Origin of the sequence: Rhizobium sp. RAF36, from assembly GCF_052114105.1 — a bacterium.
Classification (GTDB): domain Bacteria; phylum Pseudomonadota; class Alphaproteobacteria; order Rhizobiales; family Rhizobiaceae; genus Rhizobium.
Window position 1 is genome coordinate 917,538 of the sequence record NZ_JBFREC010000001.1, and the last position, 18,555, is coordinate 936,092.

Genomic DNA, 18,555 nt, shown 5'->3' on the forward strand with positions numbered 1-18,555 from the left:
CTCTGCCGCCTACCGCGTCTTCGCCGTGGCGTCGGTCACAAGCGCGTCGCCTTCCTTGACGTCGCCAGACGCCACCTGCGTGAACTGGCCATCGGAGGAACCGACCTGGATCACTACGGGAACCTGCCGCTCACCCCGGAGAACCCAGATGCGGCGCTTGTTTCCCGTCAGCGCTTCACCGCCGGCACCCGAACGTGGCCCCATGCGCGGCGGCCGGAAGAGACCGAGCAGTCCGCGGTTGCGGCCGGAGCCCGCTTCCGGCGGGGCATAGCGCAGCGACGCGTTCGGCACCATCAGCGTGTTCTTGACGGCCTCGACCGTCACGTCTGCGGTTGCAGTCATGCCGGGGCGCAGCAGCAGATCGGCATTGTCGACCGATAGCACTGCCTTGTAGGTGACGACATTGTTCGTCGTCTCGGAGGCAAAGCGGATCTGCTCGATTTCAGCCGGGAACGTGCGGTCCGGATAGGCATCGACGGTGAAAGTCGCCTTCTGACCGACAGCGATCTGGCCGACATCGGCCTCATCGACATCGACCTGCAGCTCCATCTTCTTCAGATCGCCGCCGATGACGAAGAGAACGGGCGCCGACAGCGATGCGGCGACCGTCGCGCCGGGATCGACGGAGCGGGTCAGGATGACGCCGTCGATCGGCGAAACGATACGCGACTTTTGCAGATTGACCTCGGCAAGCTGGAGATCGGCCTCGGCAGACAGCACATCGGCCTCGTTGATCTGTTTGGCGGCGACGGCGGAGTCATATTTGTAGGTCGCGTCGTCTAGGCTCTGGCGGGTGGTGACGTTGCTCTGCACGAGGTTCTTCACGCGATCCAGCGAGGTACGGGCCGATTCGAGATCGGCGCTGGCCTTGGTGACATTGGCCTGTGCCGATGCCAGCTTCGCCCGCGAGCTTTTGGCGTCAGCCTCCAGCTTGGTGGTGTCGAGAACGGCAAGCACGTCGCCTGCCTTGATGGTGCTGTTGTAGTCGACATTGACGTCCCGGACGGTGCCGGACAGCTCGCTTGATATATCGACCTGCTCGGTCGGCTGGACGGAGCCGGTCGCGGTCACCAGAACCGTCAGATCGCCGCGCTTCACCGGCTGGGTCGTGTAGCTGTATTCGTTGCCGCCGCGGCCGGCATAATAATAGGCCGCGCCGCCGCCGATGATAATGATTGCCACCGCTGCCAGCAGCCTGCCGCGCCACCGGCCGGACCGGCGCTGCTTGCCCGACGCGGCGAGAACGGCTGCCAGATCGGCATGGCCGGGCGCTTGCGGGGCAGACGGTTTCGGGCCGGTTCCAGATTCGGAATCGCTCATGAAAGTCCTCAAACAGAGATATAAGAGCATCTGCTCGGTTCAGCCCTAGATAGTCATAGGCAAGATGAACCGGAGATTAGCGATAGAGGCGCATTGCCACGGAAAGCGGGCGATGTGCAATTAAATCTTGGTAATGAAAATCCGGTTTTAATCCGCATCGCCGGGAAACTGACCAGCACCGGCGATTGGATGCAGCCAGCTTTCGCGACGCTTCGTCCATATCTCGTGGTCGGGCTGGATCTCCCCCGGCGCGTCATCGAGGGAACCCAATCGAATCTCGGCCTTGTCTTCGGTCAGACAGAAAAGCCGGCCGCCGCAGAGCGGGCAGAAACTGCGGCCCGCAAAGGCTGAGACCGTGCCCGAATAAGATAATGCAGCGCGCGGCCAGATGGCGAAGGCTGAAAACAGGGAGCCGCTTTCCTTGCGGCAATCCGCGCAATGGCACAGACCGGAGAGCAAAGGCGCGCCGGCAATGACGTAGCGGACGGCGCCGCAGAGGCAAGCGCCTTTGCGCGACAGGCTCACATGCGGACACCCGGCACGGGGAGCGGCGGCTTGCGCTTGGCCGCCATCAGCAGGTCGAGTTCCGTCGCCGATGGTCCGAATTTCTCGAACAGCCGTTTCGCCTCTTCATCGTCGAGCCGGTATTTGCGGGCGAATTCGCTGATGCTGTAGGGGCGTCCGCGCAGCACTTTGCGGGGCGTAGTGATCCCCTCGCCTGATTGCTCTGACATGAAGCATCCCTCCTTCGGTTCAAAAGGAAACTAGGGCGCGGCCACATGATGGAAAGGACAGCCCAGCCAGGAAGGCGAAAGTGCAAACTCTAATATTTTCAGGAATTATACTTAGGGTTGGTGAGATGAAATGCCACGTTGACTAAGAATTTTGTCCGGACCGATAGTTTACCCGTACAAGGTACAATCGGAGGATGGACCAATGCTTAATCGTGCAGTTCTGCTGACCTCGCTTGCGTTTCTCGGTGCCACCGCCTTCATGGCAACGTCGGCTTCGGCACTGACGATGAAGGAATGTAGCGCCAAGTATAAGTCCGCGCAGACGGATGGTTCGGCCAAGGGCGTCAAGTGGAACGACTTCCGCAAGGCGCAGTGCGGCGCGGATGCTACCGCCGAGCCCGATGTCTCGCTCAACACCAACGAAGAGCCGGAAAAACCCACCACGGCAGCTCCGTCAGGCGTCAAGTTCCCGACGGCGATCTCGACGAAATATGCCAGCGAAAAACCCGGCAAGGCACGCATGCATACCTGCGTCGACGCCTATAACGAGGACAAGGCCAGCAATTCGCTTGGCGGCCTGAAGTGGATCCAGAAAGGCGGCGGTTACTACAGCCTCTGCAATGCGAAGCTGAAGAGCTGAGCATAGCCGGATGTGATGCCATGCCCCGCTGCGCGTTCAGCGGGGCATCCCCAAATCTCACGATATCCTGAAACGCGACCTTCGATCATAACTATGCCATCCAAACGCGCGATGGCGGTCGCGTCTGGATAGAGCGGGCCCGAGGCGGGGCCGCAAAACGAGGGATCAGGCCATGTGGGATATCATTACGATCGTCGCAATCTTCAGCATCTTGTTCATCGGCCGCGAGGCGCAGACGGTGGTTGCGAAGGCACGCGCCTCGGGCTGGAACGACTTTCCCCGGCGCTGATCCAGCAATTTCTTTTGACAGCTGGAAACAAAAAAGCGCGCCCTGACGGCGCGCTTTTCTTTTGAGGCTTGTCTGCGATCAGCGGCAGACGCGCATGCTCTCCATGTGCCAGCCGCCATCATAGGCGTTGGGCACGCGACGGTCCTCGAACCAGCAGCGCGGCGGAGGCGGTGGTGGCGGCTCGACATAGCGCGGACCACTGTTATTGACGATCGCGCCACCAATCATGCCACCGATCACGCCGGCAGCCAGGCCACCGGCAATCGCAGCACCGGTATTGTCATGGTGGCGGCGGCGCGGCGGTGGTGGTGGCGGGTAGTAGCCGCGGTCACGCCGCTGCCATCCATAATCCTGAGCGACAGAAGCCGGCGCGGTCGCCAGCATGGCGCTTCCCGCGATGACCGCCGCAAGGGTCGAAATGAGTATCTTCTTCATCATGTCTCCAGTCGAGCTTCCGCGCTTCGCGCACCGCACTCAAACATGGAAACAATGGCATCATTGCGATTAATCCAGCATTAACGACGTGTGCACCACGCACGCCTTTCCGGCCGCATCGCGATCAGGAGAACTCGCCCGCCCGAGGGCCTGCAAGCGTCACGCGCCAGACCGATCGCGCCCGGAAATCCTGGGTTGCCAGGAAGGTGTAAGGCGTACGCTGCCAGGGCCGCACCGCGTTCGTCAGATTATCGAGCACGTAGTCGCTGCCATCGGTGCGGGCAATCAGCACGACGTGATTCTGATCGTGCGGGCCAATCACCACCGACAGCGCCAGCCGGTCCGCCGGGAAACCGGCATCGATCAGATCCTTCATCTTCTGCAGCGCGTAGTCTTCGCAATCGCCGCGGCCGCCTGTCGGCAGCGACCAGTCGTCGCCATTTGCGGCCAGCGGACCATCATTTTGCGGAATGACCCGTCCGTTTACGGCACGGTTGACTTTTTGCAGCAACGGCACACCGGCGCCCTCACCGGCCTGATGCGACGACGTCTTGTGACAAAGCCACCTGTACTTGGCGCAGGCCGACGCGAATCCGACAGGCGCGCCGATACTGCGCGTGACCGGCAAGAACTGACCCGCAAAGGCTTGAAATTGCAGAGAAAGAAACAAAGCGAAAACAGCAGCAATAAGACGAATCATATGTAAGTCCCTCTATTTGCGGCGGGACAATAACATGCTTTTTTATTAGAGCTTTAGTAAAATTTTATACTTGCGTAATTAACTATAGATTAAGAACTCATCCGGGTATCCACAAATATTTCTTCATATTAATTAGTTGCTAATATAAGAATTGTCTCCGTTAGCATTTCGTTAACCTTGGGAGACAAATCAATGATCCGCAAAGCAGCGAAGTACAGCGTCGCCGTTGCTTACCTATTGGCCAGCAGCAGTCTCGCATTTGCAGCGCCTACCACCCTCCTGAACTGCAGAATTGCCAAGCCAGGCACGCTTGAATACCGGCTCTGCAAGCCGACCGAGTCGATCCCGGACGCTGGCTACAGCGGGTCGAACGATAGCAAGGGCGGCAGCCAGGGCAGCAGCAGAGGCCAGCAGTCATCCAACGCCGGGACGGCCGGCGGCGATGGCAATGGCAATGGCAATGGCGGCAATGGCGGCAATAGCGACAACGGCGGCAGCAGTGACAACGGTGGCGGCGGTGACAACGGTGGCGGCGGAAAGCCGGGCCATGACAAGCCCGGCGATGGAAAGCCTGGTCATGGCAAGCCCGGCGATGGAAAGCCTGGCCACGGCAAGCCAGGTGACGGAAAGCCTGGTCATGGCAAGCCCGGTGACGGAAAGCTTGGCCACGGTAAACCCGGTGATGGAAAACCTGGTCATGGCAAGCCAGGTGATGGAAAGCCTGGTCATGGCAAGCCCGGTGATGGAAAGCCTGGTCATGGTAAGTCGGGCAATGACAATCCTGGTCATGACAAGCCGGGCAATGACAGGCCAGGCAATGACAAGCCGGGCAATGACAGGCCAGGCAATGACAGGCCAGGCAACGACAAGCCAGGCAACGACAAGCCGGGCAACGACAAGCCAGGCAATGACAAGCCAGGCAACGACAAGCCGGGCAACGACAAGCCAGGCAATGACAAGCCAGGCAATGACAAGCCGGGCAACGACAAGCCGGGTAACGACAAGCCAGGCAACGACAAGCCAGGCAACGACAAGCCAGGCAACGACAAGCCGGGCAACGACAAGCCGGGCAACGACAAGCCAGGCAACGACAAGCCAGGCAACGACAAGCCAGGCAACGACAAGCCAGGCAACGACAAGCCAGGCAACCGCGGCGGTTCCGGCCCCTCACCGGTCTGACGCAGCCTGACCGGAAGACGCTAACCAGCTATTCCATGGGCTTGCACCGGCGCTACGGTGCAGGCCCATTGCATTTCAGGCAAAGCTTAGAACGACACGCGAACAACCCGGCGCATCGATTGCGAAAAACAAAGCTTGAAGTGTGTGGTGGCTGCGCTGGGGTTCGAACCCAGGACCCTTTGATTAAAAGTCAAATGCTCTACCAGCTGAGCTACGCAACCTAACCCCAAGAACAGCATTTTTGCTGCCCCTGCCGGAAGTGCGCGGAACATAGGCAGGCGACCCATTGCGGTCAACCGAAAAATCATGACTTTCACAAGCGTTAGGCACATTTCTTGCGGGAGCGCAAAAAGGTGATTGGCAATCGGCAGGTCGCAGCGCTAGACAACGGCCTGGATTGCAGCCGGAGAGAATGCGTGTCGATTGCCGATATTTCCTTGTGGAGCGCGTTGATCGCCGGCGCCCTCTCATTCCTGTCTCCCTGCGTCCTGCCGCTCGTTCCGCCCTATCTCTGCTATATGGCAGGCATTTCCGTCGATCAGTTCCGTGGCGGCGCGGCGGTGACCGTCGCGCCCGATGTACGCCGCAGCGTGTTCTTTTCGGCGCTGTTCTTTACACTTGGATTTGCCACCGTTTTCGTGGCGCTGGGTGCCGGTGCCTCCAGTATTGGCATGGCTCTTCGCCAGCACCTTGATCTGCTGTCGAAGATCGGCGGGCTGATCATCGTTATCATGGGGCTGAATTTTCTCGGCCTCTTCCGAATCGGCCTGCTGGCACGTGAGGCGCGGTTCCAGAGCGGCGGCAAGCCAGCGACGCTGACCGGTGCCTATGTCATGGGCCTTGCCTTCGCCTTCGGCTGGACGCCCTGCATTGGTCCGGTACTGGGTGCGATCCTTGGTGTCGCTGCTTCGCGCGAAACGGTCGGTTCCGGGGCTGGCCTGCTGGCGATCTATTCGCTCGGGCTTGCCATTCCGTTCTGGATTGCTGCGGGCTTTTCCGGCGCGTTCATGCGCTTCCTGGCACGCTTCCGCCGTCACCTCGGTACAGTCGAGAAGGTGCTCGGCGCATTTCTGGTATTGACCGGGCTGGCGTTCATGTTCGGATTCATCAGTCAAGCCGCAATCTGGTTCCAGCAGACCTTTCCAATCCTGATGCAGATCGGCTAAGCCGGAAGCATAAGCTTCGCACTGCAACATCATCGGACGGTCCCGTGACCGACATCATTAGCCTTCTTCTGCCGTTCTTCGGCCTGATCCTGATCGGCTATATTGCCGCAAAGGCGACCAAGCAGCCCGCCGAGGCGCTCGGATGGCTGAACACCTTCATCATCTATGCCGCGCTGCCTGCGCTGTTCTTCAAGCTGGTGTCGCGGACACCGGTGGAAGATCTGGCGCGGATCGACTTCATCGCCACCGATCTCGCCGCCACCTATTCGATCTTCATCGCACTCTTCGTCATCGGCCGTTATCTCAGGAAAAGCCGCATGGACGAATCGACGATCCAGGCCTTTGCGGGTGCTTACGGCAATATCGGCTATATGGGGCCGGGCCTGGCGCTGATCGCCTTCGGCGACAAGGCGGCCGTGCCGGTGGCGCTGATCGTCTGCCTGGAGAATGCGATGCATTTCATCGTCGCGCCGGCGATGATGGCGGCGGCTGGCGATGACGATCGTTCACGTGGCCAGATCGCCGCCGATATCATCAGGAAGGTGGCGCTGCACCCGTTCATCCTGTCGACGGCAGCAGGCTTTCTCGCAGCCGCATTGCAATTCGAGCAACCGTCAGCGCTGCGGCAGTTCGTCGATTATCTGGCGCAGGCCGCCGCGCCCTGTGCGCTGTTTGCGATGGGTGTGACGCTGGCGCTTAGACCGCTGAAGCGAATCCCGCCCGAAATCGGCTATATCGTTCCGGCAAAGCTGATCATGCACCCGCTCGTCGTCTATGGAGCGTTGACACTGGTCGGCGGGTTCGATCCGATCTGGGTCTATGCCGCGGTTCTGCTCGCGGCGCTGCCGACCGCGACCAATGTCTTCGTCATCGGCCAGCAGTATCACGTCTGGCAGGAACGCGCCTCGGCAACGATCCTGATCGCGACCGCCCTTTCCGTCGTGACGGTGTCGGTGTTTCTGATCGCGATCAAATCAGGCTTTCTGCCGGCTTAGTCTTTCCTTCAGCGCAGCCGGTATGCCGCGCAGACCGCGGCCTGGCTCTATGCCCTCGCGCATCACGATGCTGCGCAGCGGCGGGATGGCTGACAGAATATGCAGCCCAGCGGCCCGCAGCATCTGCACCGGCAGGAAATCGGACAGCAGAGACCGGTTCAACAAGTCGACGCTCGCGGTGCGCGTCATGATGTCGGCGCGGCGTTTGCGGTCGAACTGATCGCCCGAATCGGCTGCCACCGGCAGTTCGGCGCGGCCGCAGAGAATGTCGGTCAGCGCCATGATATCGCGCAGGCTGAGATTGAGACCCTGAGCGCCGATTGGCGGGAAGACGTGCGCCGCCTCGCCGACAAGCGCAATGCGGCCCCTGCCGAAACGGTGCGCCATCATGCCGGACAGCGGCCAGACCTGGACGCCCTCCTCGACGCTGACCCTGCCAAGCATCGACTGCATGCGCTCCTCGACGAGCCGGCTCAAATCCTCCAGGGAGAGCTCCGCATTCGCAGCCGCCTCCGCCGGGTTCTGGACCCAGACCAGGCTGGAGCGGCTTCCGGGAAGCGGGACCTGTGTGAACGGCCCATGCTCAGTGTGGAATTCGGTGGAGATATTCTGGTGCGGCACGGAATGACTGAAATTCAGCACAATGGCCGACTGCGGATAGGACCAGTTGCGAATATCGATCCCGGCCGTCTCGCGCAGCTTCGATTTTCGGCCATCAGCGCCCACGGCGAAATCAGCGGTCAGCTGCTCGCCGCCGGCAAGCGTCAGCGTCACGCTTTCGGCGCCGATCTCGATCGTCTCGGCGAAGGCATCGAAGCGGGTGATATTGCCCTCGCCTGCGATGGCGGCCTCAAGCACCGTCATCAAGGCGGCATTCGGGAAATTGTGACCGAAGGCATCAAGGCCGACTTCTGGGGCGCGGAAGGTCGTCGCCGGTGCGCGGAGCAGGCGATTCGTGCCGTCGATGATGCGCATGCTGGTCAGCGCCGCGGTGGCCGGTTTCAGCTTGTCCCAGAGGGTCAGGCGGTCAAGGAAGCGGATCGACTGATCCATCAGCGCCGTGGTGCGCCGGTCTTCCTTGGGCGCAGGCGGCGCGATCAGCGCCACATTGCGGCCGCCGCGGGCAATCGCTACCCCGGCAACCATGCCGGCGAGACCGCCACCGATCACCGCCACTTCGAAATTCTTCATCGCATCGCTTCCGTCATCAGATGACGGCGAGCCGGCCTTAAGCCGCCGGCTTCGCCTGACGGCGCCAACTATAGCCCTTGCCACTGTCCGCGTCACGCACGGCCGGCTGATAATGATGCTGAATTCCCGGAAGACGGTTTTCCGAGAGACGCTTCAAGGCCGTCTCGTTGCTGACAGCGAAGCTGTCGATACCGACGCGCAGCATCAGCGGCACCTGGTCGATCAGCACATCGCCGACGGCGCGCAACTCGCTCTTGTAGTCGAGGCGATCGCGCAGCAGCGAGGCATGGCTGAAGGCGCGGCCATCGTTGAATGCCGGGAAGGCAACCGCGATGATCGCGAGGCGGTCGAGATAGGGCTCGAGCTTGCGAACATCGTCGGCCGGCTTGATCAGCACGCCGAGGCCGACATCGTTGCTCTCCTGCACTTTGGCAAGCAGCTCATCGAGGGGAAGCAGCGGCTTCTGATCGCCGGTCGCCTTCACTTCCTCGGTCTCGATGACCCAGGCATCGTTTTCGACGAAGCCGGTTTCTCTCCAGATCTTGGTCATCATCCCCTCCTTATGCCGCTTCCGCTGCCGAGCCGTAGAGCGCATCCTTGAAAGGCTGCGGTCCGACGCGGCGGTAGGCTTCGAGGAAGATTTCTGACGGATCCTTGCGGATCTTCAGATAGGTATCGACGATCGTCTCGATCGCATCCGTCACCTTCTCAGGCTCGAAGCCGCGGCCGATGATTTCGCCGATCGAGGTGTGCTCATCACCCGAGCCGCCAAGAGTGATCTGATAGAGTTCGGCACCCTTCTTTTCCACACCTAGCAGGCCGATATGGCCGACATGGTGGTGGCCACAGGCATTGATGCAGCCCGAAATCTTGATCTTGAGCTCACCGATCTCGGCCTGACGCTCGGCATCGCCGAAGCGGCGCGAGATTTCCTGCGCCAGCGGGATCGAGCGCGCATTGGCCAGCGCGCAATAGTCCAAGCCCGGACAGGCAATGATATCGGTGATCAGGCCGGCATTGGCTTCGGCCAGATTGATGGCGACGAGGCCGCGATAGACGGCTTCGAGATCGGCCAGTGCTACATGTGGCAGAATGAGGTTCTGCTCGTGGCTGACGCGGATTTCATCGAAGGCATATTCCTCGGCGATATCGGCGATCGAATCCATCTGGCTGTCGGATGCGTCACCCGGGATGCCGCCGATCGGCTTCAGCGAGATCGTCACCATGCCGTAGTCTGGGTTCTTGTGCGGCTGGACATTCTGCTGGACCCAGCGGGCAAATGCCGGATCGGCCTTCTTCCAGCGAGCCAGATTTTCCCAGCCTTCGGCGCGCTGCGGCAGGGCCGGCGGCGCGAAATAGGCGGTGATCGCCTCGACATCCTGCTCGGGAAGCCTGAGTTCCGTATCCTTCAGCTGAGCGAACTCGACCTCGACCTGGCGGGCCAGCCCCTCGGCGCCGGTCTCATGAACGAGGATCTTGATACGGGCCTTGTACTTGTTGTCGCGGCGGCCGTGCAGATTGTACACGCGCATGACGGCCGTCGTGTAGGACAGCAAATCTTCTTCCGGCAGGAAGTCGCGGATCAGCTTGGCGACCATCGGCGTGCGCCCCTGGCCACCGCCGACATAGACGGCAAAGCCGATCTCGCCCTTGTCGTTCTTCTTCAGATGCAGGCCGATATCGTGGACCTGGATCGCCGCACGGTCGCGCTCCGCGCCAGTGACGGCGATCTTGAACTTGCGCGGCAGGAACGAGAATTCCGGATGAACCGATGACCACTGGCGCAGGATTTCCGCATAGGGCCTGGGATCGGCGACTTCATCGGCGGCGGCACCGGCGAAATGGTCGGCGGTGACGTTGCGGATGCAGTTGCCCGACGTCTGCATCGCGTGCATCTCGACGGTTGCCAGCTCCGAGAGAACCGCAGGCATGTCGGAGAGTTTCGGCCAGTTGAACTGCAGATTCTGGCGGGTGGTGAAATGGCCATAGCCGCGGTCATAGGTGCGGGCGACATGGGCGAGCATGCGCATCTGCTTGGAGCTCAGCGTGCCATAGGGAATGGCGATGCGCAGCATGTAGGCATGCAGCTGCAAATAGACGCCGTTCATCAGGCGCAGCGGCTTGAAAGCATCCTCGGAAAGCTCGCCGGCGAGACGGCGCTGGACCTGATCGCTGAACTGCGCAACGCGCTCGGCGACAAAGGCGTGGTCAAATTCGTCGTAACGGTACATCTGCTTCCTCAGACTGCAATGAATTCCGGATCGGCAGGCTTGTAGCCCGGCGCATATTCCATGGTCGGCCCTTGCGCGCGAATACGTTCGCGCAGGCGCAGCGGCCACAGAACTCCGTTGGTTTCCTGAACTTCGATGACATTCACGTCAACAACCTTGTTGTCGGCGTAAGCCTTCTTGCCGATTTCCTCGAGCGCCGTCACCGCTTCGGCATGGCGGGCGACCAGCGCATCCTGCAACGAGGTGACCCAAGCGCCGTTGGCATCGAGCCAGACGGCAATGCCATCCGTCAGGCGGTTGGCGGTCAGTACCTTGTCTACCATAATCAGCTCCTTGCAAGTTCCGGCACGGTCGCCTGACGGCGCACCAGAGGCTCAGACAGTTCGAAATTGGCGCCTGCTACCGCATCGCCGATAATGACCATGACGGGACCGGTCAATTCATCACGATGCTGCAGGTCGGGAAGATCGCTCAAAATGCCATGCAGCAGCCGGCGATCGGCGCGGCTGGCATTCTCGATGACAGCGACCGTGGTCTCCGCCGGGATGCCTGCTTCCATCAACCGCTCGGCGACCGAAGCAGCAACTGTGCGGCCCATATAGACGGCAATCGTCGCGCCGGAGACCGCAAGGCTTGCCCAGTCGGGCAGCACATCGCCGGTCAGATCGTGGCCGGTGGTGAAGACCAGCGAGGAGGCAACGCCGCGAAGCGTCAGTGGCAGCTCGAAATCGGCGGCGGCAGCGAAAGCCGACGTGATACCGGGGACAATCTCATAGGCGATACCAGCGGCGCGCAGCGCCGCCATCTCCTCGCCTGCCCGGCCATAGACCAGGGGATCACCGGACTTCAGTCGCACGACACGTTTGCCCTCGCGACCAAGCTGCACCAGCAGATCGTTGATCTCTTCCTGCGACTTCGAATGGCAGCCCTTGCGCTTGCCGACGGAGATGCGCTCAGCATCGCGGCGGCCCATATCGACGATCGCCTGCGGGACCAGCGCATCGAAAACCAGAACATCGGCTTCCATCATGACGCGCTGGGCACGCAGCGTCAGTAGATCTTCGGCACCCGGACCGGCGCCGACCAACCAGACGCGGCCCTGCGCCTTGCCGGTTTCCTGCAGCAGCGCATTGGCGGCACGCTTGGCTTCGGGCAGATTGCCATTCGCAACGGCATCGGCCACGGCACCGGAAAAGAAACCGCGCCAGAAGACGCGGCGGGAAACGCCGCGCGGAACTAGCTGTTCGACGGCACGGCGGTAGCTGGTCGCCAGCGTTGCAAGACGCCCAAGCGACGGCGACAGCAGCTGATCGACCTGCGCGCGGATCATCTGCGCCAGCACGGGACCGGCGCCTTCGGTGCCGATCGCGACGGCGACGGGCGCGCGATTGACGAGGGCTGGCGTATAGAAATCGCAATAGTCGGGCTGATCGACGGCATTGGCCGGGATCTTTTCGGCGCGCGCGGCGTCGACGATCGCGCGATCCTGCCCGGCCTCGCCGGTGGCGGCAAAGACGAGCGCTGCGCCATTCACCTGATCAGCGCTGAAATCCGCGCGAACCGTCTCGATGCGATTGGCAATCAGGAAAGCGTGATAGCTGGCCTCGGGGCGGTCGGCATAGGCAACGATCCGCGCTTGCGTGTTCATCAGCAGGCGCACCTTCGCATAGGCCTCGTCTCCGTTGCCAAAGACGGCTGCGACACGCCCTTCCACACGGAAGAAGGCAGGAAAAACCGATAGCTGTTCGCTCTTGGAAGGCATTATCATTCCACTTCGAAGTTGCGCCAATATGCCTGTAACGGGCAAGGCGTTGAAGAAACAGAAATTCGAAAGCCTACGCGGTCCGCGTAATCTTTTGCCTGCATGCCACTGATTTGAGAAAAGTCGCCCGAGCGACGCCGTTGTCGCTGCAGTGCAATGTAAAGCCTGTGATCAAAAACGTCCATCTGGCATTTCGGCATTTTTCTTCTCGCCCGGGCGGGATAGACTTCGGGGCACAAGGAGAAAGCCATGGCCTCAAAGACGATCGCCCCTCGCCTGCTCGACGTGATGGAGCGCGATATCCTGCCGCTGACCGAGCGCGGTGTCGCTTCCGGAAACAAGGTTTTCGGCGCCGCGATCCTGCGCAAGTCCGATCTCTCGCTTGTCATCGCCGAGACCAACAACGAGCTCGAAAATCCGCTGTGGCATGGCGAGGTTCATACGCTGAAGCGCTTCTACGAGCTCGGCGACAAGCCGGCGACGAAGGACCTGATTTTCCTCTCGACCCACGAGCCCTGCACGATGTGCATGTCGGCAATCACCTGGGCGGGTTTCGACAATTTCTACTATTTCTTCAGCCACGAGGATTCGCGCGATGCCTTCGCGATCCCGCACGACCTGAAAATCCTCAAGGAAGTCTTTGGGCTTGAGCCCGGTGGCTACCGCAAGCAGAACGCCTTCTGGAACAGTTTTGCGATTGCCGACCTAGTGGAAACCGAGGAGCGTGCGCTGAGCGCTGAGCTCAAGGAACAGACAGCCAGAATCAAGGCGCGCTACGCAGCACTGTCCGACAGCTACCAATCCTCAAAAAGCGCCAACGACATCCCCCTGAATTGAGCGATCATGGAACCTTCGAAAGACATTTCGCGCCTCATCGAGATCATGGCGGCGCTGCGCAATCCTGAGACCGGCTGCCCCTGGGACATCGTCCAGACCTTCGAGACCATCAAGCCCTACACGATCGAGGAAGCCTACGAGGTCTCCGACGCGATCGAGCGCAACGATATGAACGATCTCTGTGACGAGCTCGGCGACCTGCTTTTGCAGGTGGTCTTTCATGCGCGGATGGCCGAGGAAGCCGGCGAGTTTTCCTTCGGCGATGTCGTGGAGGCGATCACCCGCAAGATGATCCGCCGCCACCCGCATGTCTTCGACCGCTCGGATGCCGATACGCCCGCGCGGGTGAAGCAGCAGTGGGACGAGATCAAGCAGGTGGAAAAGCGGGAGCGCGCCGAACGCCGCGCCAAGCGGGGCTTGAGCGAGGATTTCAACGCAGGACATCTCGGCTCCGTGCAGCGCAGCTTTCCGGCGCTGACGGAGGCTTTAAAGCTGCAGGAGCGCGCCGCCAAGGTCGGTTTCGACTGGTCGGCGCCGGACCCGATCCTGGACAAGATCGAGGAAGAGATCGGCGAACTAAGGGAAGCGCTGGCGCAGGGAGACAGAGCCAAGGTCAGCGACGAGCTTGGCGATCTGATTTTCGCCGTCGTCAATATCGGCCGCCATGTCGATGCCGATCCGGAACAATCCCTGCGCGGAACCAACACCAAGTTCAGGCGTCGTTTCAATCATATAGAAACTGTTCTTGAGAAAGAAGGCGAGACTTTGCAAGCCGCCAGCCTGGAACGGATGGAAGAAATCTGGCAGGCCGCCAAGGCCATCGAACGGCAACTTGGCTGAGGCGCCATGAAGCTCACCGGCCTTGAGATCGCGATTGCTGGTGCCGGGATCGGCGGACTGTCGCTGGCGGCACTCTTGGCCCGCCACGGTGCCGCCGTGACCATCTACGACCAGATGGCGGCACCACAGCCGGTTGGATCGGGCTTCGTGCTGCAGCCGACGGGATCGGCGGTTCTCTCCGCGATGGGGCTGCTTGATCAGGTCGAGCAACGCGGCGCCAGGATCCGGCGCATGCATGGAAGGCTCGCGACGACGGGCCGCACCGTTCTCGACGTGGGCTACCGCAACGGCGCCTCCGGCATCGCCATCCAGCGTGTCGCACTTTTCGACCTGTTGCTCGATTCCGCGGTCGCCGCCGGCGTCGGCTTCGAGACCGCATCGCGGGTGACGGCAATCGAGCCGGGCGTGCGGCCGCGGTTGAAGCTCGGCAATGGCAAGATGTCAGCGGCATCCGACATCGTCGTCGACGCCATGGGTGCCAGTTCGCCGATCGGCTACAAGTCTTCGACTGAACTGGACTATGGCGCACTCTGGGCAACCGTCCCATGGGATGGGTCGGGAATCTTCCGCTCCGACGAACTGGAGCAGCGCTACCATCGCGCCAGCCAAATGGCGGGCGTCCTGCCGGTCGGGACGGCGAAGGATGGCGCGGCGGCGATGGCAACTTTCTTCTGGAGCATCCGTAACAGGGATGTGGCAGCCTGGCGGGACGCCGGGCGTCAGGCCTGGATGGAGGCCGTGCATCGCTTCTGGCCCGAGGCGGCACCTTTCGCCGCGGCGGCCGAGCCTGTCCATGCCCGCTACCGGCACCATACGCGGCTACCGCTTGCGGCAGCAAACAGTGTCAAGATCGGCGATGCCTGGCACGCGACCAGTCCGCAGCTTGGACAGGGCGCCAATATGGCGCTGCTCGACGCCGCCTCGCTGTGCGCGGCGCTTGCCCGCGAACCGTCGGTCAGCGAGGCGATCGCCCGCCATCTCAGGCAACGGCAATTGCACATCCGGTTCTATCAACTGCTGAGCCGGGTCCTGACACCGTTCTATCAGTCCGACAGCCGTCTCCTGCCGATGAGCAGAGATGTGATGATCGGTCCGGCGACCAAACTGCCGCTGCTGCGAAACCTGATCACGACGCTGGTCACCGGCGAGCTGCTCGATCCAGTTGGTCGCATTGGCCTCAAGTGGCTTTCGCCCGATGGAGCGTTGCCAGTGAGCAATCAGACGGCGCTGCTATAGCCGAGCGCGGAGAACTGCTGCTGGAACCACCAGTAGCCTGCGGCCGTCAGAACGGCGACGACGGCAAACAGCACCCAGCCGGTTGCCGTCAGCTTTTTCGCGGCGGCATCGCGATAGTTGAGCTTCGCACCTGCGACCAGAAAGCCCAGGCCGAAGACCAGGCAGGCGGGTACCGCAAGAAAGGCTTTCAGCTGATAGCTGACTTCGGGAACACCGGCCTGTGCTTCCTCAAGTGGCTGCAGGAGAAAAAACCAGGCGATCGCGCATCCAAGCGCAATCAACAGCAACCCTCCAGCACGCGCCTTGACCCCAGCCATGCCATCCCCTCCATGAACCGAAAATACAGCTAGAGCCTTGGAGCGCTCAGCGCTCCCAATCTTCCTTGGCCTTCGATCCGCTGCCGAGCCGCCCTTCGAGGGCCGTGGCTTCCGTCTCCGACAGGCGAAGATCGAGCGTCACCGAGCCGTCCTCGTTGTCCTCGCGGGCATCGACGATGGCGTGCTCGTAGATCCACGGCAGAAGCGCGAGTTTGGTGACGGGTACTGTGATCGTCGCTTCTGTCATGACGCCGGAAAGGCGGCGGCTGATTTCTTCCATCAGCTGATCGACGCCCTCGCCGCTGACGGCCGAAACCGCCACTACATTCTTGGTGCCGGCGGCCTTCTGGACCATGACATCATGCGTTTCCGGCTCCAGCCGGTCGATCTTGTTCCAGACCTCGATGATGCGCTTGGCGCCTTCCGCCTCGTCGATGCCGAGGTCGTTGAGGATGCGCAGCACGTCGGCGCTCTGGGCCGGATTGTCGTCATCGGCCATATCGCGGACATGCAACACGAGATCGGCTTCCAGCACTTCTTCCAATGTCGCGCGGAAGGCGGCGACCAGATGCGTCGGCAGATCGGAAATGAAGCCGACGGTGTCGGAGAGAATGACGGTGCGGCCGTGCGGCAGCTTCATGCGGCGCAGCGTCGGATCAAGCGTCGCGAAGAGCATGTCTTCGGCGAGCACGCCAGCACCGGTGATGCGGTTGAACAGCGTCGACTTGCCGGCATTGGTATAGCCGACGAGAGCGACGATCGGATGCGGCACCTTGCGGCGCTTGGCGCGATGCAGCTGGCGGGTGCGCACCACTTGCTCCAGCTCACGCTCGAGCTTGATGATCCGGTCCTGCAGCATGCGCCGGTCGGCTTCGATCTGGGTTTCGCCCGGACCACCCATGAAGCCGCCACCGCCACGCTGGCGCTCAAGGTGGGTCCAGCTGCGGACCAGGCGGCCCTTCTGGTAGTTCAGATGCGCCAGATCGACCTGCAGCGTGCCTTCCTTGGTGGAGGCGCGGCGGCCGAAGATTTCGAGGATCAGGCCGGTCCGGTCGATGACCTTGACGTTCCATGCCTTCTCGAGATTGCGCTGCTGTACGGGGGTCAGCGGGTGATCGACGATCACCAGGCCCGAATCGTATTCCTCGAGCTTGGCTTTGATCTCTTCGATCTTGCCAGTCCCGAGCAGCGTTGCGGGCCGCGGATCGCTGATCGGCACGATGACGCCGTAGACGACATCGAGGTCGATCGCTTCGGCGAGGCCGCTGGCCTCTTCGAGCCGGCTTTCAGGAGAGCGGGTGACGGTGATCGCACCGTCAGCGAATGCGCCGCGTCCACGTGCCTGCTTGAGAACAGGCACGACGACGGTCGCGTTCATATCGTCCCGGAGCTTTTCGGCTTCCGGGATGATGGAATCATTCTTCGTATCGCGTGTCGAAATAACGTCTGACCCTATCAGGAAGCGGCTTCTTCGCTCTCGAACATCTGCATCGGCTGGCCCGGCATGATGGTCGAGATCGCGTGCTTATACACGAGTTGCGAATGACCGTCACGGCGAAGAAGAACACAGAAGTTGTCGAAGGAAGTGACAACGCCGGTCAGCTTAACGCCGTTAATCAGAAAAATTGTCAGGGAAATCTTTTGTTTGCGAACAGTATTGAGAAATAAGTCCTGCAAATTTTGAGAACGTTCCGCCATCGCGCCGCTTCTTTCTTTATTGCCGGCATGTCTCAGCCGGTGGAATACTAATCAGCCTCTCCAAGCCATCAGCAGGTAACCCTCATCCCCTGCGTCCAGCAAATCTTGGTATCAAATCGCAATCTTTTCCGCAACGTCGAAAAAGGCTTCCCGGATATTCTGGGAGACGCTGCCGGGGTGACCGTTGGCGATCGTCTGGCCATCCAGGGAAACGACGGGAAAACAAATGCTTGTCGCGGCGGTGATGAAGACTTCACGAGCCGCGAGCATGTCGGCGACGGTGAATTTGCGCTCGGCGATCTTGAGGCCGAGCTTGGCGCCGACATCGATCAGCGTCGTGCGGGTGATGCCGCGCAGGATGCCGTGCTCAGCCGGACGGGTGATCAGCGTGCCATCGGCATCGACGATCCAGACGTTCGTTGCAGCCCCCTCTGTGACGAAGCCGTCGCGATCGACATAGATCGCTTCCTGGGCGCCGGCTTCCTTGGCCTGCTGGCGGGCCATCGCATTCGGCAGCAGGCCAACGGTCTTGATATCGACGCGGTCCCAGCGGTTGTCAGGCACGCTGATGGCCTTGATGCCGCCGGCATTCTTCCTGGCGATGATCGATGGATCCGTGCTCTTGGCGGTGATGACGATTGACGGCTTGGTGCCTTCGGCCGGGAAAACGTGGTCACGCCGCGCCACACCGCGCGTTACCTGCATGTAGAACAAGCCGTTCCTCACCTTGTTGCGGCGAAGCGTCTCGCGAATCACGGTGACCAGTGCCGCGCGGCTCATCGGCGCTGCAATCCGCAGTTCACTCAACGAGCGGTTCAGGCGGTCGAGGTGGCGGGTGATATCGACGATATAGCCATGCCTGACTTCGCAGACCTCATAGACCCCATCGGCGAACTGGTAGCCACGATCCTCGATGTGAACGCCCGCCTGGGCATGGGGAACATACTGGCCGTTGACGTAGGAAATTCTTGGCATCGGGAAACCT

At 61.3% G+C, this 18,555-nt stretch carries 21 protein-coding genes and 1 tRNA gene; 7 read left to right on the forward strand and 15 right to left on the reverse strand.

Annotated elements, in window-relative coordinates:
- Positions 1-9: 9 nt before the first annotated feature.
- From AB4Z25_RS04565 to AB4Z25_RS04575, 3 genes are all read right to left on the reverse strand, one after another.
- Complete coding sequence (locus tag AB4Z25_RS04565; RefSeq protein ID WP_112539477.1) at positions 10-1,320, reverse strand: efflux RND transporter periplasmic adaptor subunit; 1,311 nt, start codon at positions 1,318-1,320, stop codon at positions 10-12.
- Between the two features lie 147 nt (positions 1,321-1,467).
- Entirely contained in the window at positions 1,468-1,845 is a 378-nt protein-coding gene (locus AB4Z25_RS04570; RefSeq protein ID WP_112539479.1) for a GFA family protein, read from the reverse strand.
- Positions 1,842-2,054 carry a hypothetical protein gene (locus tag AB4Z25_RS04575; RefSeq protein ID WP_112539481.1) on the reverse strand — a complete coding sequence of 71 codons (213 nt, stop codon included), beginning with the start codon at positions 2,052-2,054 and terminating at the stop codon, positions 1,842-1,844. The genes AB4Z25_RS04570 and AB4Z25_RS04575 overlap by 4 nt, the downstream gene beginning before the upstream one ends.
- A gap of 202 nt (positions 2,055-2,256) precedes the next feature.
- Between AB4Z25_RS04575 and AB4Z25_RS04580 the strand changes: the two genes are divergently transcribed.
- Positions 2,257-2,694, forward strand: coding sequence for a hypothetical protein (locus tag AB4Z25_RS04580; protein ID WP_112539483.1), 438 nt, complete (start codon positions 2,257-2,259; stop codon positions 2,692-2,694).
- 367 nt (positions 2,695-3,061) lie between these two features.
- Here AB4Z25_RS04580 and AB4Z25_RS04585 read toward each other — a convergent pair whose 3' ends face one another.
- The gene (locus AB4Z25_RS04585) at positions 3,062-3,418 is read right to left on the reverse strand and encodes a hypothetical protein (protein ID WP_112387434.1); all 357 of its coding nucleotides are present in this window, start codon (positions 3,416-3,418) and stop codon (positions 3,062-3,064) included.
- Between the two features lie 124 nt (positions 3,419-3,542).
- Complete coding sequence (locus AB4Z25_RS04590) at positions 3,543-4,118, reverse strand: transglutaminase-like cysteine peptidase (RefSeq protein WP_112387435.1); 576 nt, start codon at positions 4,116-4,118, stop codon at positions 3,543-3,545.
- 192 nt (positions 4,119-4,310) lie between these two features.
- On the opposite strand from AB4Z25_RS04590, the gene AB4Z25_RS04595 reads away from it, so the two are divergent.
- On the forward strand, positions 4,311-5,297 hold the full coding sequence (locus AB4Z25_RS04595; protein ID WP_442207877.1) for a hypothetical protein: 987 nt from the start codon (positions 4,311-4,313) through the stop codon (positions 5,295-5,297).
- Between the two features lie 145 nt (positions 5,298-5,442).
- On the opposite strand, the gene AB4Z25_RS04600 is transcribed toward AB4Z25_RS04595, so the two are convergent.
- Positions 5,443-5,518: transfer RNA gene (locus AB4Z25_RS04600), tRNA-Lys, on the reverse strand.
- Positions 5,519-5,713: 195 nt separating this feature from the next.
- On the opposite strand from AB4Z25_RS04600, the gene AB4Z25_RS04605 reads away from it, so the two are divergent.
- Positions 5,714-6,463 (forward strand): cytochrome c biogenesis CcdA family protein, encoded by a 750-nt coding sequence (locus tag AB4Z25_RS04605; protein ID WP_112387438.1) that lies wholly within the window; start codon positions 5,714-5,716, stop codon positions 6,461-6,463.
- 44 nt (positions 6,464-6,507) lie between these two features.
- Positions 6,508-7,458: an AEC family transporter gene (locus tag AB4Z25_RS04610; RefSeq protein WP_112539489.1), complete on the forward strand. Its 951-nt coding sequence runs from the start codon at positions 6,508-6,510 to the stop codon at positions 7,456-7,458.
- On the opposite strand, the gene AB4Z25_RS04615 is transcribed toward AB4Z25_RS04610, so the two are convergent.
- From AB4Z25_RS04615 to cysG, 5 genes are read right to left on the reverse strand one after another with little or no spacing between them, the layout of a single operon-like run.
- A complete protein-coding gene (locus AB4Z25_RS04615) occupies positions 7,438-8,649 on the reverse strand; it encodes a UbiH/UbiF family hydroxylase (protein WP_112539491.1) in 1,212 nt (403 codons plus the stop codon). The two genes, AB4Z25_RS04610 and AB4Z25_RS04615, sit on opposite strands and share 21 nt — an antisense overlap.
- Before the next feature lie 37 nt (positions 8,650-8,686).
- Positions 8,687-9,199, reverse strand: a complete 513-nt coding sequence (locus tag AB4Z25_RS04620; RefSeq protein WP_112539493.1) for a DUF934 domain-containing protein — start codon at positions 9,197-9,199, stop codon at positions 8,687-8,689.
- Between the two features lie 10 nt (positions 9,200-9,209).
- Positions 9,210-10,880, reverse strand: coding sequence for a nitrite/sulfite reductase (locus AB4Z25_RS04625; RefSeq protein WP_112539495.1), 1,671 nt, complete (start codon positions 10,878-10,880; stop codon positions 9,210-9,212).
- Positions 10,881-10,888: 8 nt separating this feature from the next.
- Positions 10,889-11,203 (reverse strand): DUF2849 domain-containing protein, encoded by a 315-nt coding sequence (locus AB4Z25_RS04630; protein WP_112518588.1) that lies wholly within the window; start codon positions 11,201-11,203, stop codon positions 10,889-10,891.
- Positions 11,204-11,205: 2 nt separating this feature from the next.
- Entirely contained in the window at positions 11,206-12,642 is a 1,437-nt protein-coding gene (gene cysG / locus AB4Z25_RS04635) for a siroheme synthase CysG (RefSeq protein WP_112539497.1), read from the reverse strand.
- Positions 12,643-12,891: 249 nt separating this feature from the next.
- Here cysG and AB4Z25_RS04640 point away from each other — a divergent pair, with 249 nt between their 5' ends.
- The 3 genes from AB4Z25_RS04640 to AB4Z25_RS04650 are packed head-to-tail and all read left to right on the forward strand — an operon-like array spanning position 12,892 to position 15,555.
- On the forward strand, positions 12,892-13,479 hold the full coding sequence (locus AB4Z25_RS04640) for a nucleoside deaminase (protein WP_112539499.1): 588 nt from the start codon (positions 12,892-12,894) through the stop codon (positions 13,477-13,479).
- Between the two features lie 6 nt (positions 13,480-13,485).
- Positions 13,486-14,319: a nucleoside triphosphate pyrophosphohydrolase gene (gene mazG / locus AB4Z25_RS04645; RefSeq protein WP_112539501.1), complete on the forward strand. Its 834-nt coding sequence runs from the start codon at positions 13,486-13,488 to the stop codon at positions 14,317-14,319.
- Positions 14,320-14,325: 6 nt separating this feature from the next.
- Positions 14,326-15,555, forward strand: a complete 1,230-nt coding sequence (locus tag AB4Z25_RS04650) for an FAD-dependent oxidoreductase (protein WP_112539503.1) — start codon at positions 14,326-14,328, stop codon at positions 15,553-15,555.
- On the opposite strand, the gene AB4Z25_RS04655 is transcribed toward AB4Z25_RS04650, so the two are convergent.
- The 4 genes from AB4Z25_RS04655 to AB4Z25_RS04670 form a co-directional block, all read right to left on the reverse strand.
- Positions 15,537-15,872: a hypothetical protein gene (locus AB4Z25_RS04655; protein WP_112539505.1), complete on the reverse strand. Its 336-nt coding sequence runs from the start codon at positions 15,870-15,872 to the stop codon at positions 15,537-15,539. The genes AB4Z25_RS04650 and AB4Z25_RS04655 overlap by 19 nt on opposite strands.
- A 46-nt stretch (positions 15,873-15,918) precedes the next feature.
- Positions 15,919-17,250: a GTPase HflX gene (gene hflX / locus AB4Z25_RS04660; RefSeq protein ID WP_112539507.1), complete on the reverse strand. Its 1,332-nt coding sequence runs from the start codon at positions 17,248-17,250 to the stop codon at positions 15,919-15,921.
- A 77-nt stretch (positions 17,251-17,327) separates the two neighbouring features.
- Complete coding sequence (gene hfq / locus AB4Z25_RS04665; RefSeq protein ID WP_003539403.1) at positions 17,328-17,570, reverse strand: RNA chaperone Hfq; 243 nt, start codon at positions 17,568-17,570, stop codon at positions 17,328-17,330.
- A 111-nt stretch (positions 17,571-17,681) separates the two neighbouring features.
- Entirely contained in the window at positions 17,682-18,545 is an 864-nt protein-coding gene (locus AB4Z25_RS04670; protein WP_112539509.1) for a D-amino-acid transaminase, read from the reverse strand.
- Positions 18,546-18,555: the final 10 nt, after the last annotated feature.

What these genes read in the sequence shown, in the direction of transcription:
- AB4Z25_RS04565 (WP_112539477.1), bottom strand. Translation starts at nt 1,320, where the DNA reads ATGAGCGATTCCGAATCTGGAACCGGCCCGAAACCGTCTGCCCCGCAA.
- AB4Z25_RS04575 (WP_112539481.1), bottom strand. Translation starts at nt 2,054, where the DNA reads ATGTCAGAGCAATCAGGCGAGGGGATCACTACGCCCCGCAAAGTGCTG.
- AB4Z25_RS04580 (WP_112539483.1), top strand. Translation starts at nt 2,257, where the DNA reads ATGCTTAATCGTGCAGTTCTGCTGACCTCGCTTGCGTTTCTCGGTGCC.
- AB4Z25_RS04585 (WP_112387434.1), bottom strand. Translation starts at nt 3,418, where the DNA reads ATGAAGAAGATACTCATTTCGACCCTTGCGGCGGTCATCGCGGGAAGC.
- AB4Z25_RS04590 (WP_112387435.1), bottom strand. Translation starts at nt 4,118, where the DNA reads ATGATTCGTCTTATTGCTGCTGTTTTCGCTTTGTTTCTTTCTCTGCAA.
- AB4Z25_RS04595 (WP_442207877.1), top strand. Translation starts at nt 4,311, where the DNA reads ATGATCCGCAAAGCAGCGAAGTACAGCGTCGCCGTTGCTTACCTATTG.
- AB4Z25_RS04615 (WP_112539491.1), bottom strand. Translation starts at nt 8,649, where the DNA reads ATGAAGAATTTCGAAGTGGCGGTGATCGGTGGCGGTCTCGCCGGCATG.
- AB4Z25_RS04620 (WP_112539493.1), bottom strand. Translation starts at nt 9,199, where the DNA reads ATGACCAAGATCTGGAGAGAAACCGGCTTCGTCGAAAACGATGCCTGG.
- AB4Z25_RS04625 (WP_112539495.1), bottom strand. Translation starts at nt 10,880, where the DNA reads ATGTACCGTTACGACGAATTTGACCACGCCTTTGTCGCCGAGCGCGTT.
- AB4Z25_RS04630 (WP_112518588.1), bottom strand. Translation starts at nt 11,203, where the DNA reads ATGGTAGACAAGGTACTGACCGCCAACCGCCTGACGGATGGCATTGCC.
- cysG (WP_112539497.1), bottom strand. Translation starts at nt 12,642, where the DNA reads ATGCCTTCCAAGAGCGAACAGCTATCGGTTTTTCCTGCCTTCTTCCGT.
- AB4Z25_RS04640 (WP_112539499.1), top strand. Translation starts at nt 12,892, where the DNA reads ATGGCCTCAAAGACGATCGCCCCTCGCCTGCTCGACGTGATGGAGCGC.
- mazG (WP_112539501.1), top strand. Translation starts at nt 13,486, where the DNA reads ATGGAACCTTCGAAAGACATTTCGCGCCTCATCGAGATCATGGCGGCG.
- AB4Z25_RS04650 (WP_112539503.1), top strand. Translation starts at nt 14,326, where the DNA reads ATGAAGCTCACCGGCCTTGAGATCGCGATTGCTGGTGCCGGGATCGGC.
- AB4Z25_RS04655 (WP_112539505.1), bottom strand. Translation starts at nt 15,872, where the DNA reads ATGGCTGGGGTCAAGGCGCGTGCTGGAGGGTTGCTGTTGATTGCGCTT.
- hflX (WP_112539507.1), bottom strand. Translation starts at nt 17,250, where the DNA reads ATGAACGCGACCGTCGTCGTGCCTGTTCTCAAGCAGGCACGTGGACGC.
- hfq (WP_003539403.1), bottom strand. Translation starts at nt 17,570, where the DNA reads ATGGCGGAACGTTCTCAAAATTTGCAGGACTTATTTCTCAATACTGTT.
- AB4Z25_RS04670 (WP_112539509.1), bottom strand. Translation starts at nt 18,545, where the DNA reads ATGCCAAGAATTTCCTACGTCAACGGCCAGTATGTTCCCCATGCCCAG.